Source organism: Clostridium hydrogeniformans DSM 21757 (assembly GCF_000686705.1).
Lineage (GTDB): Bacteria > Bacillota > Clostridia > Clostridiales > Clostridiaceae > Clostridium_Z > Clostridium_Z hydrogeniformans.
This window is the reverse complement of sequence record NZ_JMLJ01000006.1, coordinates 29,162-53,267: the sequence shown is the minus strand read 5'-3', so window position 1 is coordinate 53,267 and position 24,106 is coordinate 29,162. Positions and strand designations below refer to the sequence as shown.

Genomic DNA, 24,106 nt, shown 5'->3' with positions numbered 1-24,106 from the left:
ATCAGAAAAAAGCCATGTATATTAAGGAGCCATAGTTTCCTATTTATACATGGCTTTTAAATTTTTAAGAGTTGCTTAACATTTCTTAAGTGGATGTAAAAATTAAATACTTATCCCAGTGCTTGATGGCTCTATAGGTTTTAGCTAAATCTAATTGGATTTTAATATTACAACTTATATATAGATATATTAAAAAATCATGATTAGTATTATGACTATATTATGAATATGTGTAATAAAAGGCTATTTTAGGTAATACAATGAGTGTTTAAGTAATATATTTTAAATAAGATAGCTTTAAAAATTTAAAAGCTAATAGCAATTAAGGAGGGGGATAGATAAGCTACAATTTAGAAATTTTAAGGAGTGGAATTAATGAAAAAGGGTTTACCAGAGGGTGCCTATGGATTAAAGGAAGGACAAGAGAAGTATATACCATATGTACCAGCTAATAAGGTTATGCCAGAATTTACAGCTCTATCAGTGGTTATCGGTATTATTCTATGTATAATTTTTGGTGCAGCCAATGCTTATTTAGGATTAAAAATTGGGATGACAATCTCAGCTTCTATACCAGCAGCAGTTATATCTATGGCTATAGTTAGAGGAGTTTTAAAAAGAAAGTCTATATTAGAAAATAATATTGTACAAACCATAGCCTCAGCAGGAGAATCTTTAGTTGCAGGGGCAATTTTTACAATACCTGCGTTATTCTTATGGGGAGAAGATCCATCAATAGTAACTATGGGAATAATAACCCTTGTAGGTGGAGTTCTTGGGGTTTTATTTATGATACCTATAAGAAGGTATTTAATAGTTAAGGAACACGGAACTCTTCCATATCCAGAAGGAGTAGCTTGTGCTGAGGTATTAGTTGCAGGAGAAGAAGGGGGAACAGGAGCAAAGCTTGTATTTTTAGGAGGGGCTATTGGAGCAGGCTATAAGTTTTTAGGAGATGGGGTTAAGATTTTTCCTACAGAAATAGAGACTTCCATAGCAGGTTTTAAAAATGCTACTGTAGGTATGGATACTTTGCCAGCTTTACTAGGAGTAGGATATATTATAGGTCCTAGAATATCATCTTATATGCTTGTTGGAGCAATTCTTGGTTGGCTTTGTTTTATTCCAATGATTTCTTTCTTTGGAGAATCAGCAGGAGAAATAATATTTCCAGCCAAGGATTTAGTTAAGAACTTAGATGCTCATGGCATTTGGAGTAATTATTTAAAATATATAGGAGCAGGAGCTGTGGCTACAGGAGGAATTATAAGTTTAATAAAGTCACTTCCTGTTATATTCTCATCTTTTAAAGATGTAATAAAAGGATTTGGAACAAAAGTAGAGGGAGTTATTGAAAGGACAGATAAGGATTTAAGTGGTAAATTTATAATAATTGTTCTTTTAATAGCAATAGTGTCTATAGCAGTTTTTCCACAGATTCCAGTGGGTTTTATAGGGGCAATTTTAATAGCTATTTTTGGATTCTTTTTTGTTACAGTATCTTCAAGGATTGTTGGACTTGTAGGAAGTTCTTCAAATCCAGTGTCAGGAATGACTATTGCAACCTTACTTTTAACAACAGTAATATTAAAAGCTATGGGGATGTCAGGAAAGGAAGGCATGATAGCAGCCTTATGTATAGGTGCAGTTATATGTACAGCAGCTGCTATAGCAGGAGATACTTCTCAAGATTTAAAAACAGGATATTTAGTGGGATCAACTCCATCTAAACAACAACTTGGAGAACTTATTGGGGTAGTGGCTGGAGCTTGTATAGTTGGGGCAGTTATGATTCTTTTAAATAAGGCATATACTTTTGGTTCAGCAGAACTCGGAGCACCTCAAGCGGGGCTTATGAAACTTATAATAGAAGGTATAATGGATGGAAACTTACCTTGGAACTTAGTATTTATGGGAGTAGGTTCAGCTATAATTTTTGAAATCCTAGGAGTACCATCTCTCCCAGTAGCTATAGGACTGTATCTTCCAATACATTTATCTACTCCAATAATGGTTGGAGGACTTATAAAGGGATGTATTGATAAGTTTGTAAAAAATGAAGATGAGAAAACTTTAGCCAATGAGTCAGGAGTATTATATGCTTCAGGACTAATTGCTGGGGAAGGATTAATGGGAGTAATATTAGCAGGACTTACTGCAGGAGGAATTGAATTTGCATTTAAAAATCCTCCTTTAGGGCAATTGGGATCCCTTATATGCTTTATTTTATTAACTGTTTCTTTTGTTATAATTCTTAAAAAATCTATGAAAAGAGCTGAAAAGGCTTAAATAAAAAGGATAAAGTTTATACTTTAAAGCTTATTAAGAGGCAGTAAGATCCCCCTCATAAAAAGTATCTAAGAATCAATGGAGAGAATCTTCCTTCAGGTGGTGTTCTTTCCACCACCTGAAGGTTAGATGATTTAATCTAGGGGTGGCGTAACTGTTATCCCAAAGCTTACACGCGGATGGGGGTGTTAAAGCTTATAGCCATAAGATAAATTATGTGGGGGGCAACTGTCCATAAGGGACTACATTGAAAAGGTGTAGCAAGTAGAAAAAAAGATATGGGGTAACTTACAAGAAAAACCTCATTGGTTTAAATAGTATATTTTGATAGATGGGAGAGTATTATGAAAAAGGATAGAAATATGATGGAGTTTATACCTATTAGAAATCAACGAATTCTTTGGGAAGATAAGAATAGCAAAGTTATATTAAAAATTCCCAGGGATTCTGCCTTTGAAAAGGTAATGCATAAGATTTTTAAAAGACCTGAGGTTATAAGTTTAGAACTAGAAGAGATTGGGTCAGAGATATGGAAGCTTTGCAATGGAGAAAATAACATATATAACATAGATAATAAAATAAAGGAGGTCTTTGGAGAGAGAATAGAACCATCTCTTCCAAGGCTTTTAAATTATATAAAGATTCTCAATGATAATAAATGTATAATATTTAAGTAGGAATAGGTGCTACTACTTAAATATTATATTACTCTGTTATGATTATTTGCCTTTAGATAAAATAAAATTAAATTGCTAAGTTGTAAATTTTTGAATATAAAAATTTAACTACTAATGCATAGTATTTTAAAGTATATAGTTTAACCATAATAATGCCTCATATTAAAAAATTATAGCTATAAAAAAGTGGGGGAGTAGTATGATTTTTAAATATATAATCTATATAATATTAATAGCTTTAATAACTATGGGTCTTATATACATAGGAATTATAAAGGATAAAACCCTTAATGGGGTACTTATAAACAAGCTATACTCAAAATGTATAAGAAAGGTTTTAAAAGCCTTTAGAACTAAAGAAAATCTTAGTGCAAAAGAGATAAGAGAAATTATAGAAGATGAAAAATCAAGAGTTATTTGGAGTAAGAGAAAACTTTCAGTTACTAATAGTCTTCAGTTTTCAAATCTAGTTATAGATGGTCTTATAAAAATGAAAAAGATAGAGCTTTTAGATAGTAAGAAAAGAATATATAGAAAGGTAAATTATAATCTATAAAAAAGTATAGACTTATAATTTAAAGTAAAGAAGCTGTGGTAGAGAAAAATCACAGCTTCTTTTTATTGTTCTAAAACTCGAATATTTTACTTTGAATAATTGAAACTGTTACCCCCCACCTTTAGAGGATCGGGGTGTTAAAGCTTATAGCTATCAGATAAATAGTAAGAAGAATACATACTTTAGAATATTAAATTACTATTTGCTATATGGCAATGAACTAAAAGGGAAAAGGTTTATATTGCATGGGGATTTTTATTTACTAAAAAGGATTTTATTCTTAAAAAGAGATAAATGATAAAGGTTTACAGTTAATAATTGTTATTGATTAATAAAAGAGATTATTATATAATCCTTAGTGAAATAATATTAAAGAGGTAGTTTAATATGATGGAAAAAAAATATAGAGTATTATTATATTATCAATTTGTAAACATAGAAGATCCAGAGATGTTTTCAAAGGAACACTTAGCTCTTTGTAAGAGCTTAAATTTAAAAGGAAGAATCTTAGTTGCTAAGGAAGGGTTAAATGGTACAGTTTCAGGTTCTATTGAAGAAACTGAAAAGTATATGGAAATACTTCATAGTGATGAAAGATTTAAAGACATGGTATTTAAAATGGACTATGAGGATGAACATGCCTTTAAGAAGATATTTGTAAGACCTAAAAATAGCATAATAACTCTTCTAGAGGATGATGATGTAGATCCAATATCACTTACAGGAACTCATCTTAAACCAGAAGATTTTCATGAAATGCTTCAAAGAGATGATGTTATTGTAGTTGATGGAAGAAATGATTATGAATATGAGCTTGGTCATTTTAGAAATGCTATAAGACCAGATGTTAAGAATTTTAAACAGTTCCCAGAGTGGATAGATAAAGAACTTAGTGAACATAAGGACAAAAAAATCTTAACCTACTGTACTGGAGGTATAAGATGTGAAAAGCTTACAGGAGTTCTTATGAATAAAGGTTTTAATGATGTTTATCAATTAGATGGGGGAATTGTAACCTACGGAAAAGATCAAAAGGTTCAAGGAAAACTATTTGATGGTAAGTGTTATGTATTTGATGAGAGAATTGCAGTAAGAATTAATAACACAGAAGAAGATATTATTATTTCTAAGTGTCATCATTGTGGAAATCCAAGTGATAGATATATAAACTGTTATAATGATGATTGTCACAGTCATTACATATGTTGTGAATCATGTGAAAAAGAGCATGAGGGATTTTGTAGTGATGAATGCAGAGAATATGTAATTAATAAGCCAGAAAGAAATGCACACTTAAGACTTCAAAGAAAGGCTGAAGAAGCATAGGTTTTATGAATTACATAAATAATTAAGAGTATTAAGCTGGATTTTTTAAAATCCAGCTTAATATATTTTACTCAAAAAAACATACAAAACATCCATAAGGTCTATAGTATATTATAGAATAAAAGATTATTAAGACTTAATGATATTTTAAAAATAAAGATTAGGATTACCTTAAAAGTATACAAATAATTTGAAATGTTTCAAACTTAAATATATATTGTGTAATGATATTTATCTATTGTATAATAATATTTATATATTGAATATCAATATAAATCTTATTATTATATAAGTTGTTAATAAATAGGTGAGGTGATTTTTATGAAACAAAGAACAACATTTTTTTTAAAGCTAGCTGTTATTGTTATTAGCATTACTGTTCTTACTTTATGTGTATTTGGGATTTATTTCTTAGCTAATAATCCGGTGAATCCAGATTATAGATATATACTATATCCTATTTCAATAGGGATATATGTGTCAGTAATACCATTTTACATTACATTATATAAGTTTTTTATACTTTTAAGTTATATTGACAAAAAAAGAGCTTACTCACAAATTTCTGTTAAAGCTTTAAAAGATATAAAATATTGTGCAATGGCAATTAGTACCTTGTATGTGGTAATAATGCCCTTCATCATTCTCCTTGCAGACAAAGATGATGCACCAGGTGCAATAATAATTGGAATGTTACCTATTTTTACTTCAATAGTAATTGCGGCATTAGCTAATGTTCTTAAACAGAAGTTACAGAGAAAGATAGAATAGATAGAGTTGTATTGAATGATTGTTTTTACGTCTAAATTTTAAAGTATTGTGAGACATCCCCTTCTTTGTTATCTACTATTAAATAAGGACTACTCTAATTTATGAGTAAGTCCTTACTTATATTTTTTGTTTATGGAGTTCCTAACTTATATTTAATAGACGATAATAAATAATATTACATAATTAGAATTTTTATATTACTTTTCATAGAAACCTATTAAAAGATATATATTTAAAAAATTAGAAAGAAAAAGTTTATTAAAGATTATGTGAGGAAAATTTCAAAATAATTGTAGTAATAGATAAGAAGGTAATTGATAGGAGGGAAATAATTGAATGACATAATGGAGTTTCATGCTGAAAGAGTAAAAAAAGGTAGTAAAAAATCCTTAGAGATCATAATGGATGCTTATATTGAAAATCTTTATTACCTTGTAGGGGCAATATTAAATGGGTATGGAACAAAGGAAGATATAGAAGAATGTGTCCAAGATACATTTATAAGGCTTTGGAATAATGCTAATAACTTTGATAAAAGTAAGGGGAGCTTAAAGTCATATATTCTTATAATGGGAAGAAGTGAGGCATTAAATAAAAGAAAGAAACTTAAAGAAAAACCTAAGGTAATAGATATTCAAGAGGTTATTGTAAAGGATAAAGAAGAAGTAGAAGATCTAGTTTTAGAAAAATATAAGAGAGTAGAAATTTTAAATGTGATAAATACATTAGGGGAGTTAGACAAAGAAATATTTATAAAAAAGTATTTTTATAATAAAAAAATAAAAGATATTGCAAAGGAAGTAAACCTATCCATATCAGCAGTAGAAAATCGGCTTTGGAGAGGGAGAGAAAAGTTAAAGCAGTATTTAAATAAGAGTGAGGAGGGGAAGGTTTATAATGAATGATTCTATTATAGAAGACTTAATGGATGGATTAACTCCAGAAGAATTAGATATATTACTAGAGGGTATTACCTTAGAAGAAATTTCTAAGGAAGATATAGAGGCTAAAAAGATTAAAAGAGAAGTTTTTAAAAATATAGGGAGAAATAAGAAAAGAAAAACAGGAAAGTTTAAAATAGCAGCAGTCATAATAGGGGTGGCATTATTATTTGGAATATCACCTTATGGACAAGATGTAATAGCACAGTCTCTAAAAAAACTATATTTTGTGCCAGGAAGTGGACTTATAGAGTCAAAATATGAAGGGGATACCTATATATTAAAGAATCCTGTAAAAACCAAGATAGGGGGACAGGATATATTAATTAAAAGTATTATTAGCAATAAAAAATGGATACAGATTAATATATTTGGGTATGGAGAAAACATAGATAAAGAAAAGATCCTTATAAAAACTATAGATGGGAAGGAAATTAAGCCATACTCTTTTGGAGGGAGTGCTAATGAGGAAAGATGGAAGTCATCATTAGGTTATGAGAATAAGGGAGAAGAATGTAAGTATATTCAACTATTTATTTTAGGAGAAAAAGTTGAAAATATAGAGTTAGAGAAACTTGAATATAAGAATTCTTATAATGATGTAGGAAGTACATCAGAAAATGGGGATACTTTGATAGGAGCAAATAGATTTATATATGAAGGTAAAAGTTATGTGTCCTTTTGGAGCAATAAGGATACTATGGGAGCTAAAGAGTGGATAGATATATATTCTAAGAGTGATATAAGAATTAGAAATAGTAAGGGGGGGGAAGTATCCTTTGATTATTCACCATATAACACTAATGGAGGAAAGGAATTTGAAATTAAAGAGGAGATAAATGGAAAGTTAGAAGTAGAAATTAATAGTGTAGATATAAATTATATTTTAGATAAACCTACAAAGTTAAGGATACCTATTCCAAAGGAAAAAGAAGAAGTAATCATAAATAAAGACCTTACCTTTCATGGCATTAAAGAAAAGGCAACAGTTACTAAGGTTAGTAATGAGGACAATAAGGTATCAATATACTTTAACATGGAAGAAGGAAATAGGACTATAAAAGAAATATCTTTAGAGGGAAGGTCTTATGGGGGAGAATTCAATGAGAAAAATAATAGGCTTGAAGTTATAACTATAGATAAGGATAATTTAACTCTAAAAGATAAGATAACAGGAAACATTAATTTAGCTATAAGTAGACTTACTATAAAAGAAAAAGGAAAATATAGATTTTTCTTAGATAACTAGTTTAATAAATTAAGGTATTATGCATAATCTAGAATTGGTTTTGTATAATACTTTTTTATTATGTTTTCATATCATATATTACATATGGAAATGAGATAATTTTAACTAAAGATGATATAGTTAATAATATAAATATGAATATTGTAAGTAATGCTTTTAAAAATATCCCTAGTAAGATATACTTTTTATATAAGTTTAACTAGAAATAATATTATGGGGGCGTAGCAACTGTTATCTCCCACCTTTTAGAGGATGGGGATGTTACAGCTCTGGTAGCCATCAGATAAAATTAATAAAATAACAGGTATTTAGTAAGGTATTATTAAAAAATAGCTTTTATAGCTAAGTAACTTATTTTAGGAGGTAAGCCCTAGTGAATAATAAAAATAGTGTAGATATAGCAAAGGCATCTATAGAGATGGCAATCTCTTCAAGAAGTCACGAGGAGATACTTATAAAAGAATTTAAGGAAAATGAAATTTTAGCTGTTGCTGTAGATATAGGTGGAAATCTAACAAACTCTATTCAAAAGATTATAGAGAGGGCTTTGGTTGCATCAAAAAGAACTGGAATAATAAAGGATTGCCACGTTCATGATGGAGCTGTTGCAGGAGCTACAAGAGAAGCTATAATGCAAGTATTATCTAAGGCAAATGGACTTAACGTAGGTGGAAAAATAGGTATCGCAAGGCATGGAGAGCATATAAGTGTGTGTATTTTCCTAAGTATTGGTCTTCTTCATTTAAATGAAGTTGTAATAGGTCTTGGACATAGATCAATACCTAACCTTTAAAGTATGTCTTTAATACATAGTTTATATGTTTTTGTATTATTAGAGAGTGGTAAGTTTATTTTAAAAATATTAAATATAAAATACATTTAAATATTAATATTATTATGTTGTAAATTCACTAAGGGGATGTCTAGGGTAAAAACCATGGATTTCTCCTTAGTTTTTATATTTATAAGGTATTAATGAGCTTTAAATAATAATTTTTTATTTAAAATCAATGAACTAGTATTTAGAAGTGAAAAATAAGAAGAGGCTATATAGAATATGAGAGTTTTAAATTAAATTCAGCAATAATACATAGGAAATGGGTGGTAAGTTACAAAAATTAATTTTATAATTGGGCGAGTTATGATAAAATATAGGATTGTAGCGTGTTTTTAGAATTTATAGTGAAATTTTAATGGACATGTTCCCTGTTATTTGAGGGGGAGTAAAAAAATAACTAGTAAGTATGCTAGTTTATTTTATTTATGGCTCTTAATATAATTATTAATTGATGAGTATTTCTAGTCTACTTTGTGGTGGCATTTGGAATATACTTATTTTTAGGTGGAATGGGGTACCAAAGGCATAGGATAAGTTTTTAGTTTAACATATATTAAGAAAAGTTTATCATAAACCAATATAAGAAGCTAAAAATTATTTTATGACGGGTATAAATAGAATAAGGATTTATAAAGATTTTAATGGCTTAGTAATATAAAACATATAAGTTAACTTTATTTAAAATTACATAGGGGGAACTTAATTTTACAGGGGCTTTACCTCATATTAATTAAGTAAGAGCTAGACTAGGGACTCTATATAGCTATTTTTAGCATTAAAAATGTGAAAGATTAAAGCTTTAAAGACCCGAGGGAAGTAGTAATAATTTTACTAGAACATATAAAGGAAGGAAGACACAAATGAAAAGTGAAAAAGTAAAAGCAAAAGAGTATTATATAAAAGATCTTTTAAGCGATAAGTTTTTATTTGAAATACCAAATTATCAAAGACCTTATTGCTGGAATAAGGAAAATGTTAATCAGCTTATTGATGATATTATAGATGCTATAGAAAATAACAGGGATGAATTCTCTGATGATTTTGATTCCTATGAGCCATATTTTATAGGAAGTATAATTCTTTGTACAAAGGACAGCAAAGATGATGGTTCAGGAGTATATGATGTAATAGATGGACAACAAAGATTAACTTCTATTACTATGCTTGTTGCGGCCATAAGAGATTTAGTTGAAAATGAAGAATATAAAAGCACCCTTTCTTCTTTAATTTATCAAAAGCCTAACACTTTAATGGGAACTAAGGGAAGTATAAGACTTAATGTTCGAGATAAAGAGCAGGAATTCTTTAAGAAATATATATTAGAGTCAGGTGGAACTAATAATATTAATAACTTTGAAGATGAAGATATTAATGAAGCTAAAGCTAGTATGACAAAGGCTATAAATATATTTAAAGAAAAGTTTTATGATGAAGATGGAGTTTTAGATAAGGAACTTTTAAATATCTTTGTAATGTATCTTCTTCAAAGGGTAGTTTTAATAGCTATAACTACAGATTCCTTTGCATCAGCTTTTAGACTATTTAATGTAATAAATGCAAGAGGACTTCCCCTTACAAATTCAGATCTTCTAAAGAGTGAGAACTTAAGAGCTATAGAGGAAGAACTTCAAGATGAATATACAGCTAAATGGGAAGATAATGAGGATGATATAGGACGAGAAAATCTTGAAATGCTAATAGGGTTTATGAGAACCTTAAAGCTTAGAAGAAAAGCAACTTCAACTATATTTGAGGAATATGTGAAAAAGGTATTTACCCTATATCCAGACTTTAGAGGAAGAGAATTTATAGATACCTTATGTGATATAAAGAACATATACACTAAATATATAGTGGAAGGAACAATTCAGGTTAACAATAAGGAAAAAGAAACTTATTATAACAACCTTATGAGCTTAATGAGAGAAGGAATATCCTTTAATGAGTGGATGTGTACAATTATTAAGTTTGTTCAGAAGTTTAGAGATGATGAAGGCTTATATGAGTTTGTAACTATATTAGAAAAGAAAATAACTGTGGATTGGGTTAATGGATTAAACTTTAGTGAAAGAATATCAAGACTTCATAGAATAGTAGATATCATAGAGGAAAGTAATACATATAAAGAGGTACTAGCTAATGATATCTTTAATAAGGAGTTAAAACATAGTAGAGGATTATTCTATAACTCCTTAAATGATTCTGATTTCTATACTAAGGGAAGAATGATGATACCTAAGTATGTTCTTGTAAGAATGGAAATGGAAAGCAGTAAGCCATGTAAGAAGAAATTAGAATTTAATTTATCTAAATTAAGTATTGATAATATTCTCCCAAGAAGACCATCTAATCCTTATTGGAAGGAAGCTTTTGCAGCTAATGAAAGAAGGATTTGGTCTGATAGAATAGGTAACTTAATATTTATAAATGGAACTAAGAATCCTCAAGCATCAGGAAAGGCTTTTGATGAAAAAGTTAAGACTTATATAGTTAAAAAGGGTGAGTTTGCTATAAACAAAAATATCCTTAAACTAGATAAGTGGAATGTAGAAAAAGCTCAAAAGAGACAAGAAGAAATGATAAATCAGGCTTTAGATATATGGATGAATAACTAAATAGTGAATTTACATTATAATCTGGAATAGAGAGAAATCTTTATTCCAGATTATTCATTTTATTGAAAGAATCATATAAACTAGTTTAAAGGATAAATTTGATATAAGGAAGGACTTAAGTCCTTTGGTAAGGATATGTATAAGAATAAGGTGAGTTATTATAACTTTTATAAAAGTTTAAATTAATTTGAACAGATCACTAACTATTACTTTTTAAATAGTATTGCTTTAAGTATATCAAGAGTAAAATCATAGACCATTATAATAAACATAAATATATGTATAGGTATTATAAATTAGAAAGAACTATAGATATAGGCTAAAATAAAGATATTATAGGTCAAAGGGGGATTTATATAAATGGTTGATTTTAATAAGATAGTAGATAGAAGAAATACAATGTGTGCTAAATGGGATACAGTATCAGAGGATATACTTCCTATGTGGGTAGCAGATATGGACTTTCAAAGCCCAAGGGAGGTAATTGAAGCTCTTAAAGAAAGGGTAGACCATGGGGTATATGGATACTTAGATTCTACTGATTCTTACTATGAAGCAGTTAAAGAATGGACATATAAAAGGCATAACTATAAAATTGAAAAGTCATGGATAGTAAGTACTTCCACAGTGGTAACTACAATAAATATGGCTATAAGAGCTTTTACTAAAGAGGGGGATAAGGTTCTTATTGAAACTCCAGTGTATCACCCATTCTTTCATGGAATAAAAAATAATAAAAGAACTCTTGTAGAGAGTAGTCTTATTTTTAATGGGGAAAAATACATAATGGATTTTAAGGATTTAGAAGAGAAATTCAAAGGTGGGGTAAAGTTAATGATCCTATGTAGTCCACATAATCCAATTGGAAGAGTATGGACTAGGGAGGAACTAATAACCCTTAGAGACCTTTGTTTAAAATATAAAGTTTTAGTAGTATCAGATGAAATTCATTCAGATTTAACCTTTAAAGAGAATCCTCATACTATATTTGCATCCCTAGGAAATGGAATAGAGGATATATCGATAACATGTACAGCTCCTAGTAAAACCTTTAATATAGCAGGAATACAAGCTTCTAATGTTATTATACCTAACAAGGAACTAAGGGATAAATTTATTGCAGAGTTAGATGCAATAGGCTTTCATACAGTAAATATTTTTGCAGTAACGGCTTTAACAGCAGCTTATAATTCTTCAGAATATTGGCTTGATGAACTTTTAGTTTATATAAAAGATAATTATCTATATGTAAAAGAATACTTAGAAAAACATATACCAAAGGTAAAGGTTATGCCTTATGAGGGGACTTATCTTCTTTGGATTGACTTTAGAGAGCTAAATCTATCTCAAGAAGATTTAGTAAAATTATTAGAAGAAAAAGCTAAGGTATTCTTAAATGATGGTACTATGTTTGGAAAAGATGGTAAAGGGTTTATGAGAATGAATATAGGGTGTCCGAGAGAAATCTTAAGTGAAGGTTTAAAAAGGCTAGAAAAAGGATTGGCATCTTTATAATATGCTATGAAAATCATTTTCTTTCCAATAGTTTTTATGAAAATTATTATAATATTGAAAATATTCTAGAAACACATTAATATAGTTAGTAGATATAAGAAAAAATTAGGTACTATAAGTTAAAATTGATTTTTATGAAAGAAGGGGAAGAAATATGAAGAATATAAGAAAAAAGGTGGCTTTAGCCTTAAGTGTACTTGTTATTGTAGGAGCTTTTGCAGGATGTGGTAATAAAGATACTAAGGTTCAAGAGGACAAGCCTAAAGTAGAAGAAAAGAAGGAAGAAAACACATTACTTGTCTACAGTGGGGCAGGACTTAAAAAGCCAATGGAGGAAATTGCTAAGATTTTTGAAAAGGATAACAATGTAAAGATTGAATATAATTTTGCTGGATCTACACAGCTGCTTAGTCAATTAGAACTAAGCAAAAAGGGAGATGTTTTTATAGTTGGATCCATGAATACATATAAGTCTGCTAAGGAAAAAGGTTTAGTTTTAGATAATAAAACAGTAGCCTATCATACTCCAGTTATTGCAGTACCTAAGGGAAACCCAAAGAACATAAAATCCTTAGAGGATATGGCTAAGGAAGGAGTAAAAGTAATACTAGGAGATGAAAAAGCAAATGCTGTAGGAAAGACATCTCAAGAAATAATAGAAAAGAATAAGTTAGAAGGTATTAATAAAAATGTAGTAGCTAAGACAGCCACAGTAAGTGAAATGATAACTCCTCTTAAGGAAGGAAAAGGAGATGCAGCTATAGTCACAAAAGATTCAGTTTATGGAAATAAAGATATAGAGACTATAGATATACCAGAGGATAAAAATATAGATCAAATCCTTCCAATAGCTACTATAGAAGTAAGTAAGGAAAAAGAATTAGCTAATAAGTTTGTAGATTTTGTAGCATCAGAAAAGGGAAAGGCTATATTTGAAAACTATGGCTTTAAACCTGTAAAGTAGAGAGGAAATGAAAGATAAAGTTTGTTCATCAATCTTTGTAATATTTTTTATAATAGTATTTACTATAATTTTAAGTCCCTTAATCTTACTTATGATTAGGGGATTTCCTACAATTCTGCAGTGCTTATCCTCAGAGGAAGTAATATTCTCTATAAAAATGAGTATAAAAACCTCTATAATATCTACTTTCATATGTTTAATAATGGCATTACCTACAGCATATTTCTTAAGTAGCAAAGATTTTAAGGGGAAAAATATTGTTAGCTTGCTTATATATATGCCTATGTGTCTTCCTCATTTAGTGTCAGGAATTGCTTTGCTTTTATTATGTAGTAATACTTTGCTTTTTAATTGGCTTTCAGTAAATGGCATTGATTTTGTTTTTACAAAGAAGGGTATAGTTTTAGCTCAGGTATATGTTAATCTACCCTTTATGATAAAGATTCTTCAAGAAGCCTTTGATGAAAGAAATAATAAAATGGAGCTAGTTGCAAGAACCTTAGGATGTAGTAAAATAAAAAGTTTTTTCTATGTAACATTACCTCTGATTAAAGGAGGACTAGTAGCATCCATTATAATTACTTGGTGCAGAGCCTTAGGCGAGTTTGGGGCTGTTATGATGGTGGCAGGTACTACAAGGATGAAAACAGAGATTATGCCCACAGCAATATTTTTAAATGTATCCACAGGAGACTTAGATTTAGCATTAGGTATAGCTACTATTTTAATAATTATATCAGTGGTATCCACATTAATTTTTAATATGTTAAATAGAAAAAATGTGAGAGGGATAAGGTAATGATAAACATAGAAAATCTTAATTTAAGTTTTAAGAATTTCTCCTTAAGGGATATAAACTTAAGAGTAGATAAGGGAGAATATTATATTTTGCTTGGGCCTAGTGGCTCAGGAAAAACCCTACTTCTAGAGACTATTGCAGGATTATATAGGCCTGAGAGTGGGGGGATATATTATGGGGAGGAGAACCTTTTATATGTGCCAGTAGAAAAAAGAGGGGTAGGTATGGTTTATCAAAACTATGAGTTATTTCCATTTTTAAATGTTAAGGACAATATTAGCTTTGGATTAAAGATGAGGAAGGAAAATAAAGAGAGTATAGAGAGAAAAACAATAGAAATTATGAAAAACTTTAAAATTGAAAATTTAGCTATGAGATATCCAGAAAAACTAAGTGGAGGAGAAAAACAGAGGGTAGCTTTAGCAAGGGCATTAATAACTTCTCCTAGAATATTACTCTTAGATGAACCTACCAGTGCTTTAGATGAAATAATAAAAAAAGAAATACATAAGGAACTTAAAAGGATACATAAGGTATTTAACACCGCTATAATACATGTAACTCATAGTATAGAAGAGGCAATGTATTTAGGGGATAAAATAGGAATAATAGAAGATGGAAGCATAAAGAAAGTTTATTTAAAGGAAGAGTTTAATAAGACCATAGATAACAAGGGGATAGTTAGAATATTTAAGAATTAATAGAAGGAATCTTCCTTCAGGGGCGGTGTTCTTTCCATCACCTGAAGGTTAGATAAGCTCATCTAGGATTGTCACAACTGTTATCCCCTATATTTTAAGGGTACGGGGATGTTACAATTGGTATCCATCAGATAAAAGGGAGGAAAGGGAATGGAATTTTATTTAGATTTAAAGAAAAGGCTGGAAGAAATAATTAAAGGACATAACTTTAAAGAAGAAGAGGTGTATATTACTACTAAGGCATTAACACCTGAAGAGGCTATTGGTATAACAAAGAGAAAGGACTTTCCACTTCTTAATGGAAAAGAAGTATTAGTAAATGCAGAATTCAAGGGAGATATAGGACAAGCATACACAGATTCTCCAGCTACCTTCAAAGGTACTTTAAAAGAAATAATAGAATTAGATTTAGAAAGTAATTATGATAAGGCGCTTTTTATAGCTACCTTAAATGCAGTTATGAAGCATTTGAATTTAGCAGATAGAACCATACATTGCAAAGACAATGAACCAGAGGAATGTGGAGAAAAGATGAGGGAATATTTCCTTAATCACCATAAGAAAGATAAAATAGCATTAATAGGTCTTCAACCAGCAATACTAGATCATTTGAAGGATGATTTTCAAATTAGAGTATTGGATTTAGATGTAGAAAAGGTAGGAACCCTTCAGTATGGAGTGAAAATAGAGCATGGAATCAAGGATTATGAAAGTGTCATAGAATGGGCAGATATAGTTTTAGCAACAGGAAGCACTAGTGCCAATGGTAGCTTAGATAATTTTACAAAATTAAATAAGAAGGTATATTTCTATGGAACTACCATAGCTGGGATAGGGGAATTATATAATCTTAATAGATTATGTTTTTGCTCAAAATAATTATTTAAGAGATAAATATTGTTATATTGTAATAAATAGGATTGAAATTAAAATATAGTATTAATTATAAAAATAAATCTAAGAGTTACTTAAGTAGCTTTTTAGGTTTATTTTTTTATACATTGCATAGGGCATATTAAGTTTAAAATAAAACAAAATTTTATCATAACAATCTGTATCAGTACTATAATTTTTAATATTATTTTATAAATATTGAAAGTTTCTTATAAATTATGTATTATGTATTAAGATAGTTAATTAGATTTTAAGATTATCCTGTCTTATCCACTAGATCTTAGTGATTTCGCATACTTAAATTTCCTATTTTAAAAATTAATAATTAAAATTAGCTTAAGTATTCTATATATATAAATTTTAAAATTATACTAAAACTATGGAAAATAGAGTGTATAAGTTTACATATTGTTAGATTTATATACATAACTATGTTTTAGGTTTAAGTTTTTAGCGAGGTGATATTATGAAGTTTAAAGTTTTTAAGGGGAAAGATAGATTTTTTAAGGATGCTGAATATATAAGAACCATGGTTTTTGTGGAAGAACAAGGTGTTTCAAAGGATATTGAAATGGATGATTTAGACAATGAGGCTATTCATGTAGTTATGTATAATGAAAACCTACCTGTGGCTACAGGGAGAATTGTAGAGATAGAATCTAAGGTTTATAAAATAGGGAGAGTGGCTGTTTTAAAGGAATTTAGGGGACAAAAATTAGGTCATAAGATAATGGATAAGCTTATAGATACATGTAAAGAGAGAGGTTTTAAGAAGATAAAACTTAATGCTCAAATAAGAGCTAAAGATTTTTATAAGTCTTTAGGATTTACAGAAGAGGGAGAAGTATTTTTAGAAGCTAATATAGAACATATAGCTATGTACTTAGGAGGAGATACTGAATGGAAAAAAGAATAGACTTAACTGAAGGGCATATTACATCAAAACTTGTAAAGCTCGCCCTTCCAATAATGGGAACCTCATTTATACAAATGGCATATAATATGACGGATATGATATGGATTGGAAGAGTTGGTAGTAGTGCTGTGGCAGCAGTTGGAACTGCAGGTTTCTTTACCTGGCTTGCCATGGCATTTATTATGATATCTAAGGTAGGAGCGGAAATTAAGGTATCCCAAAGTCTTGGAAGACATGATCAAGAAGCAGCAAGAAAATATGTAGTTAGCGCTATACAGATAAATATAGTGCTAGCAATAATTTATGGAGTAGTAGTATTTATATTTAGAAAACCATTTTTAGATTTCTTTAAGTTAGGGGATCCAGAGGTAATTGCCATGGCAGAGACTTATCTTGTGGTTATGGTTATTGGAATGGTATTTTATTTTATAAACCCAGTATTTACAGCTATATTTAATGGAGCAGGAAGTAGTAGAACTCCATTTCTTATAAATACTATAGGACTTATATTTAACATAATATTTGACCCTGTGCTTATAATGGGAATAGGACCTTTCCCTAAGATGGGAGTTCTAGGAGCAGCTATTGCAACCATCATGGCACAAGCCATTGTAAGTTTTTGCTTTATAGTAGTTATGTTAAAGAGTAAGGAGAAATTTTTAAAGGTTTCTATATTCTCAAAGCCGGATATAGAGCATATAAAAGTTATATGTAAATTAGGTTTTCCTGTAGGATGTCAAAATGGACTATTTACTATATTCTCTATGTTTATAGCTAGAATAATAGCAGGATGGGGACCAGTTGCTATAGCTGTACAAAAGGTAGGGTCACAAATAGAGGCAATATCTTGGATGACTGCAGGGGGATTTTCTACAGCCCTTGGAGCCTTTGTTGGACAAAACTATGGAGCTAAGAAACATGATAGAATATTAAAGGGATATAAGGCAACTATGGGAATGGCAGTTGTAGTGGGGGTACTTTCAACTATTTTACTTGTTTTTGCAGGAGAAACTATATTTTCTTTCTTTATACCAGAAGCTGAGGCAATAAAGTATGGACAGGTATACCTTAGAATACTTGGATATTCTCAGTTATTTATGTGTATTGAAATAACTACAGCAGGAGCTTTTAATGGTCTTGGAAAGACCTATATACCATCAATAATAAGTGTAATTTTAACTGGATCTAGAATTCCAGCTGCTTATCTTTTATCTAGTATAAGTTCCTTAGGACTAGATGGAGTATGGTGGAGCATAAGTATAAGTAGTATAGCTAAGGGAGTTATAATGACAGCTACCTTCCTTGTGCTTTTAAAGATAAATAAGTTATTTAATGATGAAAAACATTTGGAAAAAGTTAGCTAATAAGTATAAGACTAAGATTATAAAATATAATATAAGTTAACTTTAATTTAGATAAATTTTTAGGCTTATGAAAGTTTAAAGTAAGTGAATTGTGGGGAAAATATATAAAATTTTGGGGAGCTTATTATGAATATTACAAGGGATACTATAATAAAAGATGTGGTGAAAATGAATACTAAAGCTGAGGAGCTTTTTTTAGAGAGGGGTATGCACTGTCTTCAGTGTCCTACAGCTGAAACAGAAAGCCTTGAACATGCAGCTCTTGTCCATGGTTTTGATTTAGATGAACTGTTAAAAGAATTAAATGATGAAAGTAATAATTAGGATATCATTATAGTTTTATAATAATATAAAATACATTAAGGAGAAATTTTAGTGTATTTTATTATAGAATCTTAAGGGAATATAAAAAGAATAAGTGTAGCAATACTAGGGTAAAAATCATATTAAAATCTCTTTATGAGGGAATCTTTAAGTGAGATTTTTAAATAAACAGTATGCTATACTTATTCTTTTTTTCAGGGGTAATACAAATATATATTATTAAGTTAACAGCTTAGTTTTAATAGGTAACAATCCATGGAATTGAGACCCTTAAGTTTTAATTTGTTGTCCCTAATCTCAAAGGTTTCTCCAGTAAACATCTCTTTTAAACTTCCACTTAGGTATTCTTTTATGTTTTCAGAAAGATCCCAGTGGAAGGATGTTTTTCTTTTAGACAGATTAAAAACAGCAATATAATAACCTTTTTCATCCTTAACTAAGAAGGAGAAAATATTTTCCTTGTACATATAAGGAATAATTTTTTCGCAATTATTTAAACTTGAAGCAAACTCAAGGGAAGCCTCAAGGGATATATACTCAGGTTTTATGGAACTTGTTAATATTTCTAGAAGCTCTTTTACCTTTGAATTTTTTATAGAGTATTTATTATCATAAACATATATACTGCTAAGAAGTAGTGTTTTTATTAAGAAGTTCATATCAAAGCTATAAATAGGTTTTGAAAATAGTTTTGAAGTATATGGCTTTATTCTGTTTATATAAGCAAATTTATGAGAAAGCATAAGACCTAGAGGAATATCCTTTGAAACTAGAACAGCATGAGGAAAGGTCTTACTTATATCTTCTGAAAGAGAATTTATGCTATTATAAACATTAAAGTTTTTATATTTCCTAACAACATTTATATATTCCATAATATTATTAAGCTCTATATAGGGGGAAGACAAAAGTCTTTCTTTTATTTTATTAATAATATGATAACGTCCCATAGAGGATGTAATATCAATTGGATAGAGAGTTTCCCCATTTATTTTTATTTTTATTGGATCAAAATTATTTCTTAAAATATAACTGCTTAATTTGTTGGTAAAAAGAATGTTATCTTCTTTTCTCTTTTCATAAATCTCAAGCTTTTCAGTAGAAGGATTCTCTGTATTTTTTATAGCAGAGCAATAAGAGGTTAGAAGATTTATATAATTTATATCATGGGAGAAGAAAATAGGATCTAGGATAAATTCCTCTCCTTCATAAATTGTATGGTTTACAAAATCATAAGTAGCTCTTATTATTAATGAGTCCTTTTGTGAGGAAATGTCTATGTGATTAAAGCTACTTTTACTTCCTAAAAAGCCTAATATTAAATTTAAATAATCCTCGCTAAACAGCATAGAAAATAAATAAGAAGAAATATTTTTATTACTTACAGGATGAATTTCTATATCCTTTGAAATATCCTCATGAAAGTTTAAATACCAATCATAATCATCCTTATCTAGAACAAAGGTTGTAAGGGAAAGACTATTTATGTTAATTCTACTCATTCCAGTATTTAATAAAGATATATTAATTATATTATTAGTAGAGTTTATCTTAAGATAGAGACCTTCATATATATTTATTGTATTAACATGAGAAGGTATAGATAATTCAAAAGTTTCCTCATCTATGGTTAAAGTTAAATTAGAAATGTTATAATACACTTAAATCACCTCATGTTTAGAAATATGAAATAAAATAATTAGTTAGAGATACATCTAAGGCAGGTCTATTCTGCAAGATGTACTTTTTACTGTAGCATAAGTATAACATTATGGATAAAAATGGAAAAGAAAAACCGTTATATATATATCAACATATTCCAAAGGAAAAATGAAGAACTTTAAGGAATGTAACATAGTAGAATACAAAAAAATAAAAACATATTTGAAATTTTACATATTAACAAATATATATACAGTGTATTTGTCATATTATATAATATAATTATTAGTATAAAGATAGAGATTTTTGAATAGAGCTATAGTTTATATAATGTATAGAACGAATATTCCTTTAGATGGTGTTATTTCCACCATCTGAAGGTTATATAAACTCATCTAGGGTTGTAGCAACTATTATACCCCATCTTTAAGGGGATGGGTTACAGCTTATAGCCATCAGATAAAGAATTTTGGGAGGAAAGAGAATGGATATTACTTTAAAGCAAAGGAGGATAATTGAAGGAAAACCAAAGCCTACTACTTTAATTAAAGGTGGAGAACCAATAGAAAAGACTTTAATTACAGTAAATAGACTAAGTTTTCTTGAGAATAATTATTGTCTCTATAAAGAAGATAAAATATTATGTCTTATAAATGAAGAGGAAAAAGAAAATATAAGACTTAATTATAATGATATAAAGAGCAAAAGCGGATATGTAACTTTACTTTCTTTAGGAGAAGAAGCGGTTTATATAAAGACTCTTAAGGAAATGTTAAAAGAAGTTTCTATGGAGGGAAAAACTCCTATTGATGAAGCTTCAAAGAAAAAAATAATATATCCCTTAATAGAAGAGATAAAAGGAAAATATAAAAAGGTTAAAATCTTTAATAGACCCTTAGAATTCTTTATAGAAGAAATCGGGTTCTTAAAATCTAGTAACTTATGTAAAGAAGAATACATGGATATACAAAGGCGAGGTAAGGCTTTAAGAAAGAATTCTAGTGGAAGAGAAGGAATATTTTATCTTAAGGAAAAGTATAATGAGAAGCTTAAGGAATATGCTTATTATGATTATGAAGACTATATAAAAGAGGCAGAAATTAAACTAAAGGATTCTTATACCCATGTTATGATTTATAATGGGGAAGACTATAGTGTTAGTGAATTAGATTTTTTAAAGACATTAAAAAAGGGACAAGGAACCTATGGAACCTTTACAATTTTTATGCCAAGACATAGAAAAGTAAAAGTTAAAGAAACCTTTGGAGAGAATGTTAAGACTCATTATTTAAGAGGAGATATTTCAGAAAGTAAGAGTATTAAGGTAGATACTATGGAGAAATTTAAGTATATAGATTTAAGACATAAATCAGAATTTGTATTTGAAAGAGATTATTTAAATACAAAGGAGATGTTTTTAAAATCTGAAGATAAAGTAGAGGAAATACCTAAGGATGATTTAAGAGAGATTAATTTATATAGTGACATAGCAGCTGGGGAGCCTATACTTATGACAGAAGAAAATGAAGGTATATTTAATATTCCTAAATATTTCTTAAAGGGAATAAAGGATTGCTTTATGTTAAAAGTTAAAGGGGACAGTATGACAGGTGCTAATATAGAGGATAATGACTATGTGGTTATTAGAAAACAGTACATGGCTAATAATGGAGATATAGTAGCTGCACAAATAGATGGAAATGCTACCCTAAAGAGGTTCATACTGAAGAAAAATAGACCTTTCCTTGTACCAGAAAACCCTAAGTATGCACCTATAAATCTTATGGATAAGGAAGCAGGTATACTAGGTATAGTAGTTGGAGTGGTTAAGTCCTTTAATAACTAAGAATATTCTATAGATTACAATGTAAATCAAGGAATAAAGTATTCTTGGAATAAAAACTACTTTTAAAAGTAAGAAAAATAGAGGGATTTAGTAGTATTATTTTATATAGTATAATTGAAAGAATTTAATATTTGTATATTTTAAAGGTTATTGGTGGGAAGTGTTTTTAATGCTTTTTACCAATAACTTTTTTAGTTAAGTATTTAATGAAAAACTTATACTTAGGAGAGCAGAAGAAATTGTTTATGGTATAATATAGATAATAATAAATACTAAATAATAAACAATAAAAATTAATAGTAAGAATATATTATTTAATAAAGAAAATAATATAAATTTAATTCTATTATAGATATTATTTTAAGAATTAAATGATAAAGACTTATCTTAAGATTAGTAACTTAAAAGAAATAAGTTAACTATTAAAGGTTTTTACTTTAAACTATACTGAATAAGTAGAAAATGGATTTTATATAATAATCTTTAATCATATATTTTATATCTTATATTATAAACATTTAAGTCTTAAAATTAATAGTTTTATGAAGAGGTAGTAACTAAAGGAAAGATAGAAAGCTAATATTAAAATATAAAATTAGACAAACTAACTATGAAGGAGGAATATTTATGGATAAGCCTATTGTTGATATAAATTGTCCTAAAAATCTTAAGGAAGCTACATTGGCTATTGGATGATTCTGGACTCCAGAAGCCCAGTTAGGGCTAGTTAAAGGAATATATAAAACCTGTGTTGGATATGCTGGAGGAAGTACTGAAAATCCAACTTATCATAATATAGGAGATCACACAGAATCCTTTAAGGTTTTTTATAATGAAGAGGAGATAACCTTTGAGAATTTAATGAAATGGTATTTTTTATCCCCTAATACCTGTGCTAGATCTTATAAAACTCAATATGATTCTATTGTGTTTTATAATAATGAAGAAGAAAAGGAAATAGCAGAAAGAGTTATGAAGGAATATGGTGAGAAATATAAGGTTAAATACAATGTACGAATAGAACCATATAAAAATTTCTATTTAGCAGAAGATTATCATCAAAAATATTACCTTCAGCTTTCAAAAGACATTAATAAAGATATAAGAACCATATATAAAAGTACAAGGGAGTTTATAAACTCTACTGCAGCTATGAAATTAAACTCTTATTTAAAGGCTAAGGGAACATTAGAAGGGCTTAAAAAGGAAATAGACATTTTAGGACTTACAGAAAAGAATAAGGATATGCTACTTTCTATAGTAGAATCCTATGGGAAATAGGATTTGTTTTTAATATAGTTAATTTATTTTAAGGGTGTAAAATTTTGAACTGTAAAAATGTTTAATACAGTTTAAAAGTATTTTACACCCTTTTGATTTATGATATTTTAATAAATAAAAAATATCAAAGATAAAATATATGATTTAAATTACAGTAAATTTAATGGATATAAGAATTAGCTTATTTTATGTTTTTTAGATTTATAAAAGAATGGTGATACTTTAATTACAAAGGCTGAGACTAAAGCAATTAACACAAATAACCAAGCAGTTGGTATTAGGAAAAATGGTTCTATTAAAGTTCCGTCTTCAGCAACTTTAGATCCTATAATGTTAAAAGCAGCTATACAACCAAAAGATATAGCAAGTGATATTAAAGAAAAAATATATTTTTTCATGAAAAATTCCTCCAAATTAATTTATTTTAAGGTTTATTTATTATGATTCTCATCTGTATATACTAGAATATACAGATAAAAACTTATAATATTTTGAATAAGTTTTTATTATAGAATTTGTTTTTTACTTTTCTCTTATTAATAATAAATTATTTACTTCTTAATATTGATAATACATAA

Annotated in this window: 20 protein-coding genes and 1 pseudogene; 19 read left to right on the top strand and 2 right to left on the bottom strand. The window is 28.7% G+C overall.

All coding sequences use genetic code 11. From position 1 onward, the window contains the following. Positions 1–375: 375 nt before the first annotated feature. From BR69_RS0102915 to BR69_RS0102835, 17 genes are all read left to right on the top strand, one after another. Positions 376–2,289, top strand: a complete 1,914-nt coding sequence (locus BR69_RS0102915) for an OPT family oligopeptide transporter (RefSeq protein WP_027631851.1) — start codon at positions 376–378, stop codon at positions 2,287–2,289. A 344-nt stretch (positions 2,290–2,633) separates the two neighbouring features. Then, entirely contained in the window at positions 2,634–2,966 is a 333-nt protein-coding gene (locus BR69_RS0102910) for a PqqD family peptide modification chaperone (RefSeq protein ID WP_027631850.1), read from the top strand. A 199-nt stretch (positions 2,967–3,165) separates the two neighbouring features. Beyond that, positions 3,166–3,522, top strand: a complete 357-nt coding sequence (locus BR69_RS0102905; RefSeq protein WP_027631849.1) for a hypothetical protein — start codon at positions 3,166–3,168, stop codon at positions 3,520–3,522. A gap of 387 nt (positions 3,523–3,909) precedes the next feature. Continuing rightward, positions 3,910–4,848 (top strand): oxygen-dependent tRNA uridine(34) hydroxylase TrhO, encoded by a 939-nt coding sequence (gene trhO / locus BR69_RS0102900; RefSeq protein WP_027631848.1) that lies wholly within the window; start codon positions 3,910–3,912, stop codon positions 4,846–4,848. Between the two features lie 321 nt (positions 4,849–5,169). Then, on the top strand, positions 5,170–5,619 hold the full coding sequence (locus BR69_RS0102895; protein WP_027631847.1) for a DUF2975 domain-containing protein: 450 nt from the start codon (positions 5,170–5,172) through the stop codon (positions 5,617–5,619). Positions 5,620–5,951: 332 nt separating this feature from the next. Then, positions 5,952–6,524 (top strand): sigma-70 family RNA polymerase sigma factor, encoded by a 573-nt coding sequence (locus tag BR69_RS0102890; RefSeq protein WP_027631846.1) that lies wholly within the window; start codon positions 5,952–5,954, stop codon positions 6,522–6,524. After that, positions 6,517–7,809: a hypothetical protein gene (locus tag BR69_RS0102885; protein ID WP_027631845.1), complete on the top strand. Its 1,293-nt coding sequence runs from the start codon at positions 6,517–6,519 to the stop codon at positions 7,807–7,809. Before BR69_RS0102890 ends, BR69_RS0102885 begins: the two co-directional genes overlap by 8 nt. A 373-nt stretch (positions 7,810–8,182) precedes the next feature. After that, positions 8,183–8,602, top strand: a complete 420-nt coding sequence (locus tag BR69_RS0102880) for a HutP family protein (protein WP_027631844.1) — start codon at positions 8,183–8,185, stop codon at positions 8,600–8,602. 905 nt (positions 8,603–9,507) lie between these two features. Beyond that, a complete protein-coding gene (locus BR69_RS0102875) occupies positions 9,508–11,262 on the top strand; it encodes a DUF262 domain-containing protein (RefSeq protein ID WP_027631843.1) in 1,755 nt (584 codons plus the stop codon). Between the two features lie 360 nt (positions 11,263–11,622). Further along, positions 11,623–12,777 carry a MalY/PatB family protein gene (locus tag BR69_RS0102870; protein WP_027631842.1) on the top strand — a complete coding sequence of 385 codons (1,155 nt, stop codon included), beginning with the start codon at positions 11,623–11,625 and terminating at the stop codon, positions 12,775–12,777. A 154-nt stretch (positions 12,778–12,931) separates the two neighbouring features. Continuing rightward, the gene (gene modA, locus BR69_RS0102865) at positions 12,932–13,741 is read left to right on the top strand and encodes a molybdate ABC transporter substrate-binding protein (protein ID WP_034849258.1); all 810 of its coding nucleotides are present in this window, start codon (positions 12,932–12,934) and stop codon (positions 13,739–13,741) included. A 7-nt stretch (positions 13,742–13,748) separates the two neighbouring features. After that, on the top strand, positions 13,749–14,540 hold the full coding sequence (locus BR69_RS0102860; RefSeq protein ID WP_027631840.1) for an ABC transporter permease: 792 nt from the start codon (positions 13,749–13,751) through the stop codon (positions 14,538–14,540). After that, positions 14,540–15,241: an ABC transporter ATP-binding protein gene (locus BR69_RS0102855; protein WP_027631839.1), complete on the top strand. Its 702-nt coding sequence runs from the start codon at positions 14,540–14,542 to the stop codon at positions 15,239–15,241. Before BR69_RS0102860 ends, BR69_RS0102855 begins: the two co-directional genes overlap by 1 nt. Before the next feature lie 150 nt (positions 15,242–15,391). Continuing rightward, positions 15,392–16,120 carry a Rossmann-like domain-containing protein gene (locus tag BR69_RS0102850; RefSeq protein ID WP_027631838.1) on the top strand — a complete coding sequence of 243 codons (729 nt, stop codon included), beginning with the start codon at positions 15,392–15,394 and terminating at the stop codon, positions 16,118–16,120. Positions 16,121–16,601: 481 nt separating this feature from the next. Then, positions 16,602–17,051, top strand: coding sequence for a GNAT family N-acetyltransferase (locus BR69_RS0102845; RefSeq protein WP_051623462.1), 450 nt, complete (start codon positions 16,602–16,604; stop codon positions 17,049–17,051). After that, positions 17,036–18,415, top strand: coding sequence for an MATE family efflux transporter (locus BR69_RS0102840; protein ID WP_027631836.1), 1,380 nt, complete (start codon positions 17,036–17,038; stop codon positions 18,413–18,415). The genes BR69_RS0102845 and BR69_RS0102840 overlap by 16 nt, the downstream gene beginning before the upstream one ends. Before the next feature lie 126 nt (positions 18,416–18,541). Next, on the top strand, positions 18,542–18,739 hold the full coding sequence (locus BR69_RS0102835) for a DUF1858 domain-containing protein (RefSeq protein ID WP_027631835.1): 198 nt from the start codon (positions 18,542–18,544) through the stop codon (positions 18,737–18,739). Positions 18,740–18,963: 224 nt separating this feature from the next. On the opposite strand, the gene BR69_RS0102830 is transcribed toward BR69_RS0102835, so the two are convergent. Continuing rightward, complete coding sequence (locus BR69_RS0102830) at positions 18,964–20,400, bottom strand: hypothetical protein (RefSeq protein ID WP_027631834.1); 1,437 nt, start codon at positions 20,398–20,400, stop codon at positions 18,964–18,966. Between the two features lie 485 nt (positions 20,401–20,885). Here BR69_RS0102830 and lexA point away from each other — a divergent pair, with 485 nt between their 5' ends. Further along, positions 20,886–22,247, top strand: a complete 1,362-nt coding sequence (gene lexA / locus BR69_RS0102825; protein WP_027631833.1) for a transcriptional repressor LexA — start codon at positions 20,886–20,888, stop codon at positions 22,245–22,247. A gap of 708 nt (positions 22,248–22,955) precedes the next feature. After that, positions 22,956–23,528 (top strand): annotated as a pseudogene (locus tag BR69_RS19745) (peptide-methionine (S)-S-oxide reductase); the annotation flags it as partial. A gap of 176 nt (positions 23,529–23,704) precedes the next feature. Here BR69_RS19745 and BR69_RS0102815 read toward each other — a convergent pair. After that, the gene (locus tag BR69_RS0102815) at positions 23,705–23,926 is read right to left on the bottom strand and encodes a DUF3955 domain-containing protein (protein ID WP_027631832.1); all 222 of its coding nucleotides are present in this window, start codon (positions 23,924–23,926) and stop codon (positions 23,705–23,707) included. Positions 23,927–24,106 lie beyond the last annotated feature (180 nt).